The 17,519-nt window shown below is 59.1% G+C and carries 14 protein-coding genes; 4 read left to right on the top strand and 10 right to left on the bottom strand.

Going from position 1 to position 17,519, the window contains the following annotated elements:
* Positions 1-303: 303 nt before the first annotated feature.
* Together IEW06_RS15575 and IEW06_RS15570 are read right to left on the bottom strand one after the other, a co-directional pair.
* The gene (locus tag IEW06_RS15575) at positions 304-798 is read right to left on the bottom strand and encodes a lipocalin family protein (protein WP_187731882.1); all 495 of its coding nucleotides are present in this window, start codon (positions 796-798) and stop codon (positions 304-306) included.
* A gap of 156 nt (positions 799-954) precedes the next feature.
* Positions 955-3,096 (bottom strand): tetratricopeptide repeat-containing sensor histidine kinase, encoded by a 2,142-nt coding sequence (locus tag IEW06_RS15570; RefSeq protein WP_188548553.1) that lies wholly within the window; start codon positions 3,094-3,096, stop codon positions 955-957.
* 310 nt (positions 3,097-3,406) lie between these two features.
* On the opposite strand from IEW06_RS15570, the gene IEW06_RS15565 reads away from it, so the two are divergent.
* From IEW06_RS15565 to IEW06_RS15555, 3 genes are all read left to right on the top strand, one after another.
* Positions 3,407-3,805 carry a BLUF domain-containing protein gene (locus IEW06_RS15565; RefSeq protein ID WP_188548552.1) on the top strand — a complete coding sequence of 133 codons (399 nt, stop codon included), beginning with the start codon at positions 3,407-3,409 and terminating at the stop codon, positions 3,803-3,805.
* An 80-nt stretch (positions 3,806-3,885) separates the two neighbouring features.
* Positions 3,886-5,025: an alpha/beta hydrolase gene (locus IEW06_RS15560; protein WP_223284518.1), complete on the top strand. Its 1,140-nt coding sequence runs from the start codon at positions 3,886-3,888 to the stop codon at positions 5,023-5,025.
* 287 nt (positions 5,026-5,312) lie between these two features.
* Entirely contained in the window at positions 5,313-6,056 is a 744-nt protein-coding gene (locus IEW06_RS15555) for a TrmH family RNA methyltransferase (RefSeq protein ID WP_187731884.1), read from the top strand.
* Between the two features lie 236 nt (positions 6,057-6,292).
* On the opposite strand, the gene IEW06_RS15550 is transcribed toward IEW06_RS15555, so the two are convergent.
* Positions 6,293-7,168: a universal stress protein gene (locus IEW06_RS15550; RefSeq protein WP_187731885.1), complete on the bottom strand. Its 876-nt coding sequence runs from the start codon at positions 7,166-7,168 to the stop codon at positions 6,293-6,295.
* 337 nt (positions 7,169-7,505) lie between these two features.
* Between IEW06_RS15550 and IEW06_RS15545 the strand changes: the two genes are divergently transcribed.
* Positions 7,506-8,507: a sodium:calcium antiporter gene (locus tag IEW06_RS15545; RefSeq protein WP_187731886.1), complete on the top strand. Its 1,002-nt coding sequence runs from the start codon at positions 7,506-7,508 to the stop codon at positions 8,505-8,507.
* Here IEW06_RS15545 and IEW06_RS15540 read toward each other — a convergent pair.
* From IEW06_RS15540 to IEW06_RS15510, 7 genes are all read right to left on the bottom strand, one after another.
* On the bottom strand, positions 8,504-11,194 hold the full coding sequence (locus IEW06_RS15540) for a cation-translocating P-type ATPase (RefSeq protein ID WP_188548551.1): 2,691 nt from the start codon (positions 11,192-11,194) through the stop codon (positions 8,504-8,506). The two genes, IEW06_RS15545 and IEW06_RS15540, sit on opposite strands and share 4 nt — an antisense overlap.
* A 172-nt stretch (positions 11,195-11,366) precedes the next feature.
* Positions 11,367-12,191, bottom strand: a complete 825-nt coding sequence (locus tag IEW06_RS15535) for a universal stress protein (protein WP_187731888.1) — start codon at positions 12,189-12,191, stop codon at positions 11,367-11,369.
* 39 nt (positions 12,192-12,230) lie between these two features.
* Positions 12,231-13,055, bottom strand: a complete 825-nt coding sequence (locus IEW06_RS15530) for a universal stress protein (protein WP_187731889.1) — start codon at positions 13,053-13,055, stop codon at positions 12,231-12,233.
* A gap of 97 nt (positions 13,056-13,152) precedes the next feature.
* A complete protein-coding gene (locus tag IEW06_RS15525; protein ID WP_187731890.1) occupies positions 13,153-13,587 on the bottom strand; it encodes a globin family protein in 435 nt (144 codons plus the stop codon).
* Between the two features lie 305 nt (positions 13,588-13,892).
* Positions 13,893-15,389, bottom strand: coding sequence for an MBL fold metallo-hydrolase RNA specificity domain-containing protein (locus IEW06_RS15520; protein WP_188548550.1), 1,497 nt, complete (start codon positions 15,387-15,389; stop codon positions 13,893-13,895).
* Between the two features lie 355 nt (positions 15,390-15,744).
* On the bottom strand, positions 15,745-16,599 hold the full coding sequence (locus IEW06_RS15515) for a universal stress protein (protein ID WP_229743141.1): 855 nt from the start codon (positions 16,597-16,599) through the stop codon (positions 15,745-15,747).
* Positions 16,600-16,660: 61 nt separating this feature from the next.
* A complete protein-coding gene (locus tag IEW06_RS15510; RefSeq protein ID WP_187731892.1) occupies positions 16,661-17,482 on the bottom strand; it encodes a universal stress protein in 822 nt (273 codons plus the stop codon).
* Positions 17,483-17,519: the final 37 nt, after the last annotated feature.

The raw sequence follows: 17,519 nt of genomic DNA, 5'->3' as shown, positions 1-17,519 counted from the left end.
GCTTGCTACGGGTAGTACTGCGAGTGAAACATGGGGTAAGGTGCATGGCCGCTTTGTTGGTTTCAGGAAACATACAGGCAGCTGAAGCGCTCAAATATTCGCCTGTATACTATATGTTCAGAAAGATGATGCCATCAATATAACGTTCTTATTATCAGCGCTATTGCAAAGACGCAGCGTTGTTATAATCCTGATCTGTTCGATTTCGATACACCCGTTGTCCGGTTATGATACGCTGGTGATCGGCCACAAAAAAGCCGCTTCGGGGAAGAAGCGGCTTTCTGGTATGGGTAGGATAGGGGCTTACTGGGCCGTGAAGGTGGTGCGGGTGACGGTGGTTACGCCACTTACCGTTTCCGTGTCCACGAGGATAAGCCGGGTTTGGTTCAGTTCCTCAATCGTGCCGGTCAGCTCAACATCATAGACAAAGCCCGGAGCGGCGGTGAAGCTGACGGCGCCCGAAAGCGTCTGGTCGTTGTTGGACAGGCTCCATTGGCCCGTCAGGGTTTGAGGGCTGGCGCTGAAGCACTTGGTTTTGCCCTCATCCACAACAAATGCATTGCTGGCCTGAAACTTATACAAGTTGTCTTTAAAGCAGGCATCCTCGCTGGTAAAGATGTCTACGGCCGCCTTGGTGCCTTCCTTTTCCGTGACGGCAGTTACCATCCAGGTCTTGGCCATGAGCTTCTCGGTGGCCGTCTGGTTTGTGGGTTGAGGATCGTTGTTGTTGTCGTCGCCGCAGCTAACGAGTGCCCCGGTCAGGGCCAGGGATACAGCAAAAGAGAAGAGCTTGTTCATAAAGGGCAAACGAGATAAAAGGAATAAAATTACTGGCGGACAAACCTAGCTATACTACGCGTTGGGGCTGCACTATTTTGCCCCCCAGCGGCAAATCAAATGCCAGCAAGCTCGGCTATGGATAGAAAAGGTAGCTGAAGTTCAGCAACACAAAATCTATACAATACCGGCACCTTTTTTTGCCACGGCACGCGTCTTTGCCTGGTTGAGAGGCAAGGTGATCAGAATATCGGTGCCTTCTCCTTCCCGCGATTCAAAGGTGAGGGTGCCGCCATGCCCTTTGGTAACGATATCGTAGCTGAGGGAGAGGCCCAGTCCTGTGCCTTCGCCGGGGGGCTTTGTCGTGAAAAATGGTTGGAATACCTTCTTTGCCACGTCCGCGGGCATGCCCATACCGTTGTCGCGCACTCGCAGCTCTACTTGCCCATTGCTTTGGCGGGTGCTCACCTGCACCTGCGGCTGGTAGTCCGGATCAGTAACCGCGGCTTTCTGCTGCACGGCATAAAAAGCGTTGGTATACAGGTTCAGGAGCACCCGCCCGATGTCGGGGGGAACCAGTGCCACGGGCTCCAGGCCAGCCTCAAAGTCGGTAATTAGCTCTACTTCAAATGCGGGAGCTTTGGCGCGCAAGCTTTCATAGGCCAGATTCAGGTACTCTGTGGCCAGGGCGTTCAGGTCGGTGGGTTTGCGCTCACTGGTACTCGGCCGCGCATGTTCCAGCATGCCTTTGATAATAGCGGAGGCCCGCTGCCCGTGTTGGGTGATTTTGCTCAGATTCTGTTCCAGCTCGGCAGCCAGCTCTTCCACCTCCTGAAAGTTTCCCGCGCGGGCTTCGGTCTGCAACTCCTGGCTGATGTCGGCCGACACGTCGGCGAAATTGGTGACGAAGTTTAGTGGGTTCTGAATTTCGTGGGCGATGCCGGCGGTCAGCTCGCCTAGTGCCGCCAGCTTTTCCGCTTGCACCAGTTGCGCCTGGGTGGCTTTCAGTTCTTCCTGTTGGCGCTGAAGTTGGGCATTGGACCGCTGTTTTTGCTGATTGTTGAGCCAGAGCAGAACGCTCAGTCCGGCTACTATTACCAGGGCCGCCAACGAGCCCAGCAGGAGCAGACGCTGCTGACTATTTTGCTGGCGAATCAGCTGTTGGTTGTGCGTCAGGAGTTGAATCTGCGACTGCTTCTTTTCCAACGCATACTGGTACTGGAGCGCGGCCGTGCGGCGGGTCACTTCCTGATTGTCGAGGCTGTCACGGTAGGCTATGAACATGGCGAGGTAGCGATACGCTTCGTCGAAGCGGCCACGGGCTGAGCTAGCTTGGGCCAGCACATCACTGGCGTCGCGAATCGTGCTTTTGTTGCCGGTGCGCTGGCCCGCCAGCAGCGCCTCGCGCCCGTACACCCAAGCACTATCGGGCTGCTCCGTATCGAGGTAAGCGCGGGCCAGAATGAGCTGCACCAGGGGCATTCTGCCTACGTCATCCAGTTGCTTCATGCGTTGCAGGGCCCGAAAAGCCGCAGAAAAAGCTGCCCGGTAGTTGCCCAGACGCTCATCCATATCGGCAATGCTATATAGACTCATGGTAATGCCGCCTTGATTATTCAATTCTTTCGCCAGCACGGCGCCCTGCTCAAAATAGCTCCGCGCCTGCGCCCACTGGCCCTGAATGCGGCACAGCTCGCCTAGCCCCGATACGCAATGGGCAATGCCGTCCTGGTCGCCTACGCCCCGCGCCAACTTGAGGCCCCGCACAAAGTACTGCCGGGCCTTTTGGTATTCGCCCAGCGCGATGCTCGTATTGCCAAGCTGGCTGTTGAGAAGTGTCAGCCACTTCTGGCTGGGTATTGCATCTGCCAGCTTCAGGCCCTGAAAGCTATAAGCCATGGCCTGCGCATAGTTGCCCTGCCCGGAAGCGGTGTACGAGAGGTTGTACAAACACGAAATCTCATGCAGGTGGTCATTGAGCCGGACAAACAGCTTTCGAGCCTTATGAGTGTAGTCCAAGGAAAGCTCGTACTGATTGCGGAAGCGGTAATAAAAGCCTAAACCCAGCAAAGCGCGGGCTTCGCCAAACGTGTAGCCTATCTCCCGCGACAGGTTTAGGGCTTCTTCATAAGCGGTTTTGGTTTGCTGGGGGGCATTTGCGCGCTGTACGAATGCCAGCGTGTTGAGGCGGTTTACTCGGCCTGTATCACGCTGCGGATGCGCCTCCACCGCGGCTTGCCAGCGCCTGCCCACTGAGTCTTGCGTCCTTGCTTCAAAAGACAGGAAACTCAGCAAGCAAAGCAACAAGAGCGTTTTCATACATAATCACTTGTCCAAAAATAACTTGATAATAAGGTATTGATTCAAGCGGACTTAGCAAAGAAAGAAACTCTTGCCTAAGCTAAAATAGTCATATTAAATCTTGTTTTTTGAACACGTATTAATAGCGCGACTTCCATCTATTGCGCCAAAAAAGCCAACAGGAGCGAGGGCTACCAATGTCTTTGCGAACAGACCAGTAAATCTTCAGGTCGCGGCTCTCGACAAAGTGGCTTCGCTTTCGTATCTTCTCTTTCTCAGCGTAACCCTGCCGTGGTTGTGGCAAATTTCAGGTGTGCTGGGGGCAATTATGCTATACCAACTGTGCTACGTGAGTCGGGCCGTGACACCGCTGAGCTACCCGGAACTGCGCGCCCTGGTGGCCCAGGCCCGTGCCTATAACGCGGCGCACGGCATCACCGGCATCCTGTTTTATGGCGAGGGCAATTTTGCCCAGGTGCTGGAAGGCGAGCAGGCAGAGGTGGAGCGCCTGTTCGACTGCATTCAGCACGATGCACGGCACTACGACGTGACGGTGATTACGCGCGTGACCCGTCCCCGGCGCACCTATCCGCAGTGGGGCATGGCAGGCCATCGGTTGGCAGAAGCACAGTTTGCTGAGCTGGTTAAGTACCTGCCCGAAGAAGCAGACGCGCCGCCGTTGGAAGCTCGCCTGGAGGCATTCGTTAGTAAGAGTGAGCAATTGTAAGCTTTGCCTACTGCGCCTCAACTACCTAGCTCTACTGTACGTAAGGCAATGACCAATCCTTACACCTAACACCCCCTCTTATGAATTATTCTTTCCTTCGCCCGGCCGGTCTGGCTGGACTGATGGCTCCTGCCTTGGCGAGCTGCCTGCTGTTAAGCAGCTGTGATACCAAGCCGAAAGCCACCGAAACCGACACCCAGGCCACAGCGGCCGATAGCACTGCCACCGCAACGACCGGCGAAGTGAAGCCCACCGGCGCCAAACCGGCGTGGGGGCCAAATCTGAAGCCTGAGATGCAGGCAGTCATTGAGCAGCTAATGAGCTTCAACAATAAGCCGCTGCCTGAGTTGACTGCCGTTCAGGCCCGCAAGCAGCCGAGCCCTGCCGACGCGGCCATGAAGCAGATGCAGGCCAGCAATATCACGCCCCCGCCCATGCAGGTGGACACAGCCAGCCAAACCCTAATGCCCGGCGTGAAGGCGCGCATTTATACGCCCAAGGCCGGCGCAGCTCCCTTTCCAGTAATTGTGTATTACCATGGCGGCGGCTGGGTAATTGCCACCATCGACACATATCATGCTTCCGCGCAGGCATTGACCGAGCAAACCGGGGCCGTGGTAGTATCGGTAGAGTATCGCAAGGGGCCGGAGCATAAGTTCCCGACGGCCCACGACGACGCATTCGCCGCTTATCAGTGGGCGCTGAAAAATGCCGCCAGCATTAAAGGTGATCCGAAGCGAGTAGCGGTGGCGGGCGAAAGCGCCGGCGGTGGTCTGGCGTGCGCCGTGAGCATGCAGGCCCGCGACAAAGGCGTGGCGCTGCCCAAGCATCAGCTGTTGGTGTACCCCATTGCGGGCTCCGACACTAATACGCCTTCTTACCAAAAGAACACGGAGACCGCGCCGCTTAATAAAGCAGGCATGGAGTGGTTCTTCAAGAACTACCTGCGTACTCCCGCTGACGGAAAGGACCCACGCATCAACCTGGTGGCCGCGAATCTGAAAGGCTTGCCGCCGACCACCATCATCGCCGCCGAATACGACCCGCTGACGAGCGAAGGCAAAACCCTCGCTGATAAGCTCACAGCCGCCGGCGTGAAAGTGAATTATAAGCTCTACGATGGCACCACTCACGAATTCTTCGGGATGGCGGCTGTAGTACCCGAGGCCAAGCAGGCCCAGGGCGTGGCAGTAGCGGATCTGAAGGGCGCGCTGAAGTAAACCTAGCTGCTCTCTGTAAAAAAAGCCCCCCGCTTGTTGAAGTGGGGGCTTTTTTTGCGAAGTGTAAAAGCAGCAGCAGACTACTGCAATCGTGTGGTCAGCGTTCTTCTTACTCTCGTGAACAGCGGCGGCTAGGTTGGGCTAAAAGGTCAGATTGCCTTCGTTAGCTTTGTAGCGCGGCCGAGCGGCAGCTCGCAGGGGCCGTTGTTGGGGCAGAATTTCGTGCCTGACAGTGAAAAAAAAGGGGCGTAATCTCCGGCAAAGTAACAGGCAACAGCACAGCTCCTATGGTCAGTAAAGCGTTAAAAAGCCGCGTAGAGCAGCTCAAACAAAAGAAATACCGCAAACGCTTGGGGCTGTTTCTGGTGGAGGGCGGCAAAAGCGTGCTGGAGCTGCTGGCATCGGATTTAGTAACCGAACGCGTATTTCTGACGGCTGAGTACGCCGCCAAAATTCCGCCACTACCGACGGCTGTGCCTTTCGAGCTGGTATCGGAAGAAGAGCTAACTCGCCTCGGGACCCTGGCCACCAATACAACAGCCCTGGCCATCGCCCATCTGCCGGCCGAGCCGCCGCTTTTGTCCCCCACAAACACCTTATTGCTGGCGTTGGACCAGGTGCGCGACCCCGGCAACATGGGCACGCTCATTCGGCTGGCCGACTGGTACGGCCTACAAGGCGTGGTGTGCTCCGATACCTGCGCCGACCCATGGGCGCCCAAAACCATAGCCTCCACCATGGGCTCGTTCGCCCGCGTGCCCGTCTGGCAGCGCGATTTGCCCGAGTGGCTCGACAATTTGCCCCCCAGCGTGCCCCGCTACGGTGCCCACCTCGAAGGCGACAACGTGCACCGCCTCACCCTGCAACCGTCGGGCGTGCTCATCATGGGCAGCGAGTCGCACGGCCCGCGGCCGGAGGTGCTGGAGCGCCTCACGCAGCGGCTCTACATTCCGGGCGCTGGCGGCGCCGAAAGCCTGAACGTGGCTATTTCAGCGGCGATTCTGCTGGATAACTTTCACCGGGAACTGTAATGAGTAGTTGTCAGATCAATGAAATGATATGAAGCTCGTAGTTGAACTCAGCTGCAAGCTATTCGGCCATTACTTCCAGTAGCGACAACCAATTGTCAGTCATTGCGTCAAAACTGGAGAAGCTGTAAAAAAGCCCCCGGTAGCCTCTGCAGAGGCTACCGGGGGCTTTTTTACAGCTGCGCGAATGATTGCACAATGCATCACTTGCCTCAGCAAAGTGGCCGTGCGTCGGGGCTTTAGCCATCGATGGCTGGCACTACCAGCACGGGCACCGGGCTGCGCATCAGCAGCTGACTGGTGATGCTACGGTGAAAAAAGCCCCCCAGCACACTGCGCCGCCGGGCCAGCAGAATCAGACAGTCGGCCTTGGTGGAAGCCAGCGCTTCCAGAATGCCTAAATCGGGGTGAATGGCATAATAGCCTTCCACTGAAAGTCGGGGCCCGTCGGTGGGTAGTAGGCCGCTGTTGCCCACATAATGCAGGGCCGAGGCGCAGGCCATATCATTTTGCATAGCGGCTGCCGTGATAACCGTGGTGCGCTGGGGCCGCAGCTTGTGCAGAATGTGGGGCGCCAGCGCATGAGGCGGTAGCGCAAAGGCCTCGGCATCAGCGGCAATTGCCACGTGCTGCGGAGCGGCCGGACCCGTGTAGGATTGGGGCACCAACAGCAGCGGCAGCTCCACATTGCGGAGCACATCCAGCGTGGCGGCCCCCAGATCGAAGTCGGCGCGCTCCGCATGGGGGCGACCCAGCACAAACAGCGCCGGATGGTAGCGCCGGGCCAGGTCGTTGATGACAGCGGGAAAAAGATCGGTGGCTAACTCGATGGTGGTCGGCGAATCCAGGCCGGCGGCCATTTCCTGCAGCGCCTGCTCCAGGTATACGGTGGATTGCTGATCTGCCGGGGCTTTGCTGGTTTTCCGCAGCAGACCCCGATGATTGGAGTGCAGCAGCACCAGCCGGGCCCCGAGCGGCGCGGCCAATTCGTTCGCAAACTGCACCGCCCGCCTGCTTTCAGGGAAAAAACTGGTCAGCACAATGAAGGTGATAGTCGTGCTGTCAGCGGCCGTCGGCTCGGCGGAAGTAGCAGGCTTTGGGGGAGTATCCATCATGAGAGAAGCTGTTATCCGTGGTGAAGGCTTAGCGTTGGGAAGAGTGGGCCTACAGTGCGGAGCGTGAAGGGTAAACAGGCCGCCACCAGTCATACAGTGTCGGATGTTAAGTATAAGCAAAGCTGTACACAAATGGAGAGGTAATGCCATGATCCCACTCAGGCAGTAAGGTGAGGTAAGTCATGGCAGGTTTCGGTGGTCACAGCGATGTTTACGGACCAGGCTGGCCGGCTGGTGCCGACATGCTCGTGGGGGGCTTTTCTGGGGAAATTGAAGCCCCGAGCAACCGGAAAAACTCGGTTTCGCCTCTGTTATTCTTACTTCAATAGCTGCCCGCATGCTGAATCTGGCCACTGACATTCTGGGTTTTCTGTTTTGCACCGGCATCATTGTCGTAAGCGGTACGAAGCTGTCGAAATACGGCGATCAGCTTGCTATCCTAACCGGTATCAGTCGGGCGTGGCTGGGCCTGGTGCTGCTGGCATCGGTTACGTCGTTGCCGGAGCTGCTTACCAGCATCAGCGCGGTAGCCATCGTGGGCGCTCCTGACCTGGCCATGGGCAACATTCTGGGCAGCTGCGCCTTCAATATTCTGATTCTGGCCTGGGTGTATTTATTTGCCCCCCAGCGGGCGTTGCGGCTGCCGGTGAGTGCGGAACACACGCTTTCCGCCTCTCTGGGTGTGCTGATGCTGAGCGTGGTAGGAGTAGGCTTTCTTGCCCCGGAAGCCTTCGGAACCTTGGGCTGGATGGGCGGCTACAGCGTGGTGCTGGCGCTGCTGTACTTCCTGTCGATGTATAGCATTTTTCAATACGGAAACACCACCGCACCCGCATCGGAAGCAGGCCCCGCCGCATTTAAAGCCGATACTAAGCTGCAACCGGTGGTGCTTCAGCTGCTTCTGCACGCCGGACTGGTGGTGCTCAGCGCGCTGGCGCTCCCTTATTTTAGCGAGCATCTGGCCGAGGCCAGCGGTTTGGGCGAAAGCTTCTTCGGTTCATTTTTTCTGGCCATTACCACTTCCCTGCCCGAAATCGTGGTGTCGCTGGCGGCAGTGCGGCTGGGCAGCATCGATATGGCGCTGGGCAACTTATTTGGCAGCAACTTATTTAATCTATTTGTTCTGAGCCTGAGTGATATGGCCTTTCTGTCCGGCCCAATTATCGCGCACGTAAGCACCAGCCATCTGCTCACAGTGATGGGGGGTATTATCCTGACGGCTCTCAGTATTATGAGCCTGTTGCCGCACCCTGGTCAGGTTCTTCGGTTGTCACCGGGGGCCCTCAGTATAGTGCTCATCTATGGCTTGCTGACCCTGCTGCTGTATCACAATCGCTAGGGTTGGGCGGCCGGCTGCCTGCGCAATTTCTCTGCATTTTGCCCCCTATGCAGCAGCCATCCAAGTAGTTGGCCCAGTACCAGCACCAGCACAGCCGGGGCCAGAATCAGTACAAGCAGGGAGGTGCTCAGGGGCTGAATGCCCAGCAGATTGCGCAGCAGCGGCAGGAAGTAAGTCAGCAGCAGCAGACCCGTGCACAGGGCCAGGGCCAGCCACACGTAGCGGTTGCGCAACACGTCGTTGTGTCTCAAGGGCGTAGCAATACCGGCCATGTTGAACACGTGCAGCAGCTGCGCCCCGGCCAGGCCATAAAACAGAAGATTGTTGCCGACTTCTTCTGCTACCCCATAGTACTGACGGGCAATGTAATAGCTGCCCAGCAATACCACGGTCATCAGGGCCGCGTAGGCAACGGCCAGTCGCCAGTCGCCGGGGCGCATGATGGGGCCCTGCGGATCGCGCGGCGGGTGCTGCATCACTCGCGAACTACCTTTGCCCACGCCCAGCGCCAGCGCCGGGAACACGTCGGTAAGCAGGTTCAAAAACAGGATTTGCAGCGGCAGCAGCCCCAGGCCAGCCCCCAGCAAACCAGCCGCCGTCACTACCAGAATCTCGCTCAGATTGCAGGAAACCAGATACAGCACAAAGCGCCGGATGTTGGTAAAGATGATGCGACCCTGCTCCACCGCCGCCACGATGGACGCGAACGAATCATCGCGCAACACCAGGGCGGCCGCCTCACTGGCTACCTGCGTGCCCCGCAGGCCCATGGCCACCCCGATATCTGCTTTTTTAAGGGCCGGCGCGTCATTTACGCCGTCGCCGGTCATGGCTACGATGTGGCCGTGCTGCTGATATAGGCTGATCAAATCCAGCTTTTGCGCGGGGCTTACACGGGCAAATACGGCGGTGTGCGCCAGTCGGCCTCCCTCACCATCGGGGTCCGAAAACAAGCTGGGTAGCTCCGCGCCAGTGATGGCAATGGCTTCCTTGTCGGTAGTCAGGCCCACCTGATGGGCAACGGTGAGGGCAGTAGCTGGGTGGTCGCCGGTTACCATAATCACCCGGATACCAGCTTGTTGGCAGGAAGCCAGCGCCGGAATTACTTCGGGTCGGGGCGGATCCAGAAAAGCAACTATCCCCAGCCACACCAGCTCATTGGTCCAGTCGGATTGGTGCTCATCGGGCAACAGCCGGTAAGCGAAGCCCAGCGTCCGCAGCCCGCTTCGGGCCAGCTCTTCGGCGTGGAGCAGGTATTGAGCCCGCTGTTCCGCGCTAAGAGGCTGAGGGCCGCTGGGGGGCATTTCCAGATAGGTGCAGCTGCGCAATACTTCTTCGGCAGCCCCTTTTACGGCCACCCACACCTGCCCATCAGGGTGCTCATGCACCGTGGCCATCAGGCGGGTATCGGAGTTGAAGGGCTGCTCCGCCAGGCGGTTGGCGGTGGCGTGCGCGCCGGGTACATCGAAGCGGCTGGTATGGGCAAAGGTCAGCAGGGCTACTTCCAGCGGGTCGCCCAGGGCGGTATCCGGATCGGTGTGCGAGTAAGTGGCATTATTGCAAAGCGCAGCCACACGCAGCAGCTTCTGAAAGGTGTCGCTGCTGAGCAGTGCCGGTTCAATTTCGGCGGCGTCGGGCTTCACTTCCACGCGGCCCTCGGGAAGCCAGATGGTGTGCACGGCCATCTGATTCTGGGTGAGCGTGCCCGTTTTGTCCGTGAAGATGACGTCGGTGCCGCCGAGCGTTTCCACGGCCGCTAACCGCTTTACCAGCACTTTGCGCTCGGCCAGACGCAGCATGCCATAGGCCAGCGCCAGCGTAGCCACAATGGACATGCCCTCCGGAATAGCTGCCACGGCCAGCACAATAGCCGTTTTGAACAGCACATAAACCGATTTTCCTTCCAGCAGCCCCCCCACTACAAACAGCGTAGCCAGCCCGAAAGTGATAAAAACCAACTGCCGCGCCAGCTTATTCAGCTTGGCTTCCAGCGGCGTAGCGGTGTGCTTGGCCTCCTGCACCAGCTGGGCGATGGTGCCCAGCTGCGTTTTGCCCCCCACACCGGTTACAAAGGCCCGGCCCGTGCCATTGACTACGGCCGTGCCCTTAAATAAGTGGTTGGTCTGCTCGGCGAGGTGCGCCGCCGGGTCGGTAGGTTCCAACTGCTTGCTGACCGGCATCGATTCGCCAGTGAGGGCCGACTCGTTGACTTGCAACTGCTGGGCGTCGAAAAGCTGGGCGTCGGCGGCTACTACCTCGCCGGCTTCCACCAGCAGCACATCGCCCATCGTAATATCATCAGCCGGAATGGCGCGCACCTGCCCATCGCGCAGCACCCGGGCGCTGGTTGCGCCCATGCGGCGCAGGGCTATCATAGACGCCTGCGCATTCCACTCCAGCCAGAAGCCAATCAGGGCGTTAATGAGAATAACGGCCAGGATGGCGTAACCTTCGGCAAAGTCCTGAAACGCAAAGGAAAAGACAGCCGCGCCACCCAAAACGGCCACAATCATGCTCTTGAACTGGCGCAGCAATACCCGCGCCCAGCTTTCCTGTACGGCCGTTTCTACGGTGTTGGGGCCATAAATACTCAACCGCCGCTGGGCTTCCGCCTCAGTGAGGCCAGTAGTCGGCGACGTGGCTGAGTCAGTAAGGGGTGGTACGCTGTTGATGGTGGCTTGCTGCATAGAGTAAGGAGTAAGCAACGAGCACAGTGGAACCCCTGGTCCGAAGCGTACTCCAATCTAGCTAAAAAGCAGCTTTTGAGAACTGTGGTTCGCGCTTTAACGAGTAGAGGGGGACTCTTAAATCGCCCTGTCAAGCACACCGTTATAATAGTAATTAGCGCGAAGCCACCGACTAGTTTACGGGCAACACCAGCACTGGCACCGGACTGCGGGCAATGATGTGGGCCGTGACGCTGTGGTGAAAAAGCCCCCCAAGGTAGTTGCGCGACCGCGACAGCACCACCACTAAGTCGGGGCTGACCTGGGTAATGGCTTCGAGCACGCCCACCGCCGGATCGGAGTGGAGAAAGCCGCGTAAGTCCACCGACCGGACGCCCTTGGTTAGGCCGCTTGCCTGCACGTGCATCAGCGCGCGGGCGCAGCCGGCATCGTCTTCCAGAGCAGTTACGTGCACGACCGTTACCTCCGCTTTTATGTTTTGGAGCAGCTCAATGACGGCGCCGGCGTTGGCGAGCACAAAGTTCTCCTGATCCACGGCTATCATCACGCGGCGCGGCTGGACCGCGGCCGGGGTAGCGTCGGGCACGACCAGCACCGGAAACTGCGCTGCCCGCAGCAGATCGAGGGTGGTGGCACTCAACTGCTCGGGCGATGCGTGATTGGCCGCCGGCAATCCTACCACGAACAGGCCTGACGGATAGCGGGTCACCAGATCGTGCGCCACTTCCGGCAGCAGATCGGTGGCCAGCTCCACGGTAGCCGGGGTGTGCAGCTGTGTGGCCAGTCGCTCCAGCAAAGTCGCCGTGTCGGCATCCCGGTCAAGCTCCTGGCGCCGCCAGCCTTCCCCGGCAAACATATAGAGGTCGTAGAGGGAAGAGCGGTTTACGTGCAGCAGCACCAGTCGGCCGCCCTGGGCGCAAGCCAATGCATCGGCATAGTGCAGGGCCCGCAGGGCAGCCGGGTAAAAGTTGGTGAGCACAATCAGGGAAATGCCCATGGCAGTACCGGTTGTTAGGCGACGTGGGTGCGGCGTGAACTAATCCATAGCCGGAATCAGCAGAACCGGAATAGGGCTTTCGCCGATAATCTGGGCCGTAACGCTGCGATGAAACAGGCCGCCGAGCAGACTATGGCGCCGCGCAATCACGACCAGCAGATCGGCCTCCAGCTCGGCCGCGCCCTGCAAAATTCCCTCCGCCACGCTGGTGTGGTACACGATGCGAACCGGGTCAGTTTCTTTCACCGATAGCAGACCGCTTTTCCGCACACTGTGCAAGGCATCCTGGCCGGCGGCCGCGCCGGGGTCTTTTTGGTCCGTTACGTGGATAATGGTGAGCGTGGCCTGCAACGAGAGCAAGAGGTGCTGGAGGATATCCTGGTTTTCATACAGCATAAAATCCTCGCCATCAACGGCTAACAGTAAGCGGCGCGGTGGAAAAGTGTCCCAGCCCACGGTGGGCACCGTGAGCAGCGGGTGGGGCACATGGCGCAGCAGATCCATGGCCGCATTAACGATGCCTTCGGCCGGCATAACCGCTGTGCCCGGCCGCCCCAGCACCAGCAGCTGCGGATGATGCTGGCGCACGGCCTCCGTCACGGCATCGGGCAGGTAGCCTTCCGAAATTTCCACCTGAGTAGGCACGGGTTGGCTGCTGGCCAGCTTCGTCAGCGCTTCGAGGGTTTCGCGCTCATTGTGGTGGGCTCCGCGGTTGGTGTACTCTTCGGGCGAAAGCAGCCCGTCGTGGCGCACGTGCAGCAGCACCAGCTGCGACTGCAAGGGCAACGCCAAGCCAGCGGCGTAGGAAAGAGCGCGGTTGGAAACGGCGAAGAAATCGGTCAGAACAACGATAGGAGATGTCATGGTGGCGAGCTGATAGACGTGACAGACAGGTTTAAAACTGGCTTAAAATAACGCTGGGGGGCTTTTGTGGGGAACAAATACGCGACGTACGCAGGCGCTAAGCGGCCGCCAGCGCCTTGGTCGTGGTGTTGTCATGCGTGATATAGCCATCCCGATAGCTATGCTGTTGAGCCAGCTGCCAGTGCGCGAGCATGGTGGCCAGATTGAGCACGTGGCCCTGAGCGGCGGTGGCTTCGGGCCCCTCAAAATTGTGGTCAAAGGTGTATTTCAGCAGCCGGCACCAACGCTCATACAGCGGGCCGATGTAGGGATGCACATGGGTGGCCCGCAACGGCCGGCCCTGATAGCATTCACCCGCCAGCGCAGCTTCCCACCACGCCAGATGCTCCTGCTGGGCCGCGCTGCGGCTGTAGGCGTTCATGGGGTTGCCAAAAACCGAGCTCAGCACTTCATCATTAGCCAGCCGATCCATAAACTGGCTGACAAGCTGCTGGCGCCGGGCTGGCGTATCCAGATCAGGGAGGGAATGCATATTCATGGGGAAAGTGATGAAATGCAAGCTGTTAGCTCGCCGTGGAAGAATCGTGCGAAGCCTGACGCTGGTGCCAGACGATGCCGGTCAGCGTGAGGAAGAGGAGCCAGAACCAAAAAGCGGGTGTGATCATAGCGCAGAAATGAGGCAGTGAATACTTCGCTGTTAAGGGCGATTACAGGGTAAAATTCGGGATTGGAGGCCCACTAAAGAATGGCCTTCGTCACCGTAAGTCTTGATTTTAATCATCCTAAATTTTATTGCATAAATCATATTTTGCCAGAGGTTAGACCAGCATACTGCGCCTAGATTCCTGTGAACAGCTTGGCCGATTCCCGGTATTCGGGCACGATTACCGAAGACCATTTTAAGTCGTGACGCATACTCTCCGCCAGGGAGTTAGCTGCTGCGGGCTCGCCATGTACCACGAAAGTGCGCTTGGGGGGCTTTTTGAAATTGCGCAGCCAGCGCAGCAGCTCCGAGCGGTCGGCGTGGGCCGAGAAGCCGTCGAGCTCGGCCACGTGGCAGTGCACGGGCACCCATTGCCCAAACATCTTGATCTGCGGAGCGCCGTCTTGCAGGTCGCGGCCCCGGGTGCCTTCGGCCTGGTAGCCCACCAGCAAAAGCGTGTCCTGGGGCCGGGGCAGCCGATGATACAGGTGATGGATAATGCGCCCGCCCGTAAGCATACCGCTCGACGAGATGATGATAGCCGAACCCATCAGCTGATTCAGAGCTTTCGACTGCTGCTGCTCGCTCACAAACGTCAGGTTCTCAAAATAAAACGGGTTGTTCTCGCCCAGCCGGTGTGCCCCGGCATGGTGCTGAAAAAGAGACGTGACGCGGATGCCCATGGGGCTGTCGACGTAGATGGGCACCGTGGGCACGCGGCCTTCCTGCCGGAGTTTTTTGAGGTAGTAAAGCAGGGTTTGGGTGCGGCCCACGGCAAAAGCCGCAATGAGCAGTACGCCCCCGCGCCCCAGCGCCTCATTTACCAGCCGGGCCAGCTCCTGCTCGGGGTCCTGAATGCGGGTGTCCCGGTCGCCGTACGTAGACTCTACCAGCAGCACATCGGCCGTTTCAATGGGCGTCGGGTCGAATAATACGGGATTGTCGTAGCGGCCCAGGTCGCCGGAAAAAACCAGCTTTTTCGATTGCTGAAGCCCTTTTACGGTCATCTCGGCAATGGCGGAGCCCAGAATATGGCCCGCGTCGCGGAACACCACCTGCACCTGATCGGTGACCTCCACGGGCAGATCGTAGGGCACTGAGCGCAGGAGCGTAAGCACTTGCCGCGCGTCGGCGGTGGTATACAGCGGCTCGGCGGGGTGGTGCTTGGAGTAGCCTTTGGCGTTGGCGTATACGGCCTCTTCTTCCTGTAGCTTGGCCGAGTCGAGCAGCATTATCTCGAGCAGATCGGCGGTGGCATCGGTGCAGAAAATTGCCCCCCGGAACCCCTCACGCACCAGTCGGGGCAGGTAGCCGCTATGATCGATGTGGGCGTGGGTAAGCACCACGGCCTCCAGATCGGGAACGGGCAGCGGCAGCGGCTCCCAGTTGCGCAGGCGCAGCTCTTTCAGGCCCTGAAACAGCCCGCAATCTATCATCAGCTGCCGCCGCTTGGGGCCTTTGTCCAGGGTCAGCAGGTACTTGGAGCCCGTAACGCAATGCGCGGCGCCCAGAAAAGTCAGGCTTACATCGAGCAGCGACTCCTCAAAGGGAATCCAGGGCTCCACTATCGACTCAGCCGAGTGCGTGGCCGGGCGGGCTACCTGCGCCTTTTCACTCGAAGCAGACGGCATCAACCAGGGTTTAAAAGGGGAAAGCGGACGAATGGGACGTACCTGGCGCATGGCATCTGGGATAAGGGTGGCAGCGAATTGGAGAGCAGAAGAGATATGGTGTTCCGGACAACATCACATTTACAATATATTGAAGCCTGAACCCAGAGTCTATGATCTAAATCATCTCCTTGGGTAATCATTCTCACATAGTGCCCGCCATTGAAGAGGTAGCGTTTTGCAGGCCAGACTACCCAAAAAAAGCCCCCCAGCCTTATGGCTGGGGGGCTTTTTTTGCTTGTTGCGAGCCGTGATGAGAAAGCCAGATAAGCGACCAGCAAGCCCAGCCGGACGCAAGGTTCGCGGGCCAGCGCTTTCAGGTGAGGCGCCCCAGCCAGCTCGGCGTACTGGGGCCTTGCGCGGGGAGCAGTAGCACCGGTATCGGGCTTTGGCGCAGCACTTGGGCCGTGACGCTAAAGTGGAACAGCTGCCCCAGAAAACTATGCGGCCGGACGATGAGCACCAGCAAATCGGCCTGAACATCTGACACGGCCTGCATAATGCCTTCGGCGGGCGGCAGACTTTTTTCCTCGTACAGCTCCAGGGCCGTGGCGGGCGGAAGCAGCTGGCTCAGGCGCACATTTGCTAGGGCCCGCTGGCCCGGAAATGCCTGCCGCTCATTCGGCGCTTCGGCGTGCAACACGGTATACGCAGCTTGCCAGGACGCCAGCAAGGGCGCCATGGCCCGGCTGGCGGGGTTCAGCACAAAAGGATCGGCATCGACTGCCAGCGCGATGCGGCGCGGAACCTGCGTGGTGGTGGCCGCTTCCGGCACTATCAGCAAGGGCCAGTGCGTGTCGCGCAGTACTTGGTTTTGCCACAGCAGGTCCAGCAGGCTGGTGTCGGTGTGCGTGCCCATCACCAGCAGGAGCGGGTGGTAGCGTTCCACGGCCTCCGCCACCATCTCTACTTCCGCGTGGGTGGACGTCACAATTTGGGTGGTCGCGGGCAACTGCCGGGTCAGGCGCTGCAAGGCGGCGTCCATGTCTGCCTGACTGCGGTAAGTATCGGTTGCGGTCATGGTCACCAGTTCGGGGTCGGGAGTTGCCTCGCGGTACTGATGCAGCAGGATGAGGCGCGCCTGAAGCGGCTCACTCAGCACGGCGGCATACCGGGCGGCATGTTCCGAGGCCGCCGACAGATTAGCTAGCACAACGATAGACGGGCTCATATCAGGCATATACAAGTACAATAAGTGGCAAGAAACCGAAAACAGCCGCGGCTGGGGGGCTTTAGTCCTGGGCGGGCAAAATCAGCAGTGGAATCGGGCTTTCCTCAATAAGCTGAGCCGTGATGCTCTGGTGAAACAAGCCGCCCAGCAGACTGTGGCGGCGGGCTACTACTACCAGCAGGTCGGTTTTTTGGCGGGCGGCTTCCTGCAAAATGCCCCCCACCAGGGAAGGCTGATATACCTCATGCACCTTGGTTTCCGGCAAGGCCGGCAGCAGGTTGGTATCCTGAATGGTGCGCTGGATAGTGGCGGTATCCGGCCTCATGTGCTCGTCGTCGGTTACGTGCACCACATCCAGCGTGCCTTGGGTTGCGTGCAGCAGCCGGCGCATCACATCCTGATGCTCCACCAGGTGAAACGGCTCCCCGTCGACGGCCAGGAGCATGCGGCGCGGCGGGAGCGTATCGGCCCCATTCGCCGGCACAATCAGCAGGGGATGAGGCTCGTGGCGCAGCAAGTCCATGGCGGTGCTGGTCACAATTTCCGGCGGCAGGGTGGCCGGCGTCGGCCGGCCCAGCACCAGCAGAAGCGGATGATGACGCTGCACCATTTCCTGCACTGCATCAGGCAGAAATTCATCGGAGATGGCTACTTCAGCAGGCACTGGCTGGGTGGCGGCCAGCTGCTCAAGCTGGTGGGTGGTTTGGCGCTCCGCCCTCCGGGACCGACGGCTGCGGAACTCCTCCGGCGAGAGCGGCCCATCCTGGCGCAGGTGCAGGAGCACCAAATGTGCCTCCAGGGGCACTGCCAGGCCCGCCGCATACGTGAGAGCCCGGTTTGTGAGGTCAAAGAAATCGGTCAGGACAACAAGTGAAGGATTCATGGCCGGCAGATATTAGGAAAGAATAAGACAGCGTATC

This window comes from Hymenobacter qilianensis (assembly GCF_014638675.1).
In the GTDB taxonomy this organism is placed as follows: Bacteria; Bacteroidota; Bacteroidia; order Cytophagales; family Hymenobacteraceae; genus Hymenobacter; species Hymenobacter qilianensis.
Note: the sequence above shows the minus strand (reverse complement) of the source record. Positions and strands in the feature narration are given on the sequence as shown.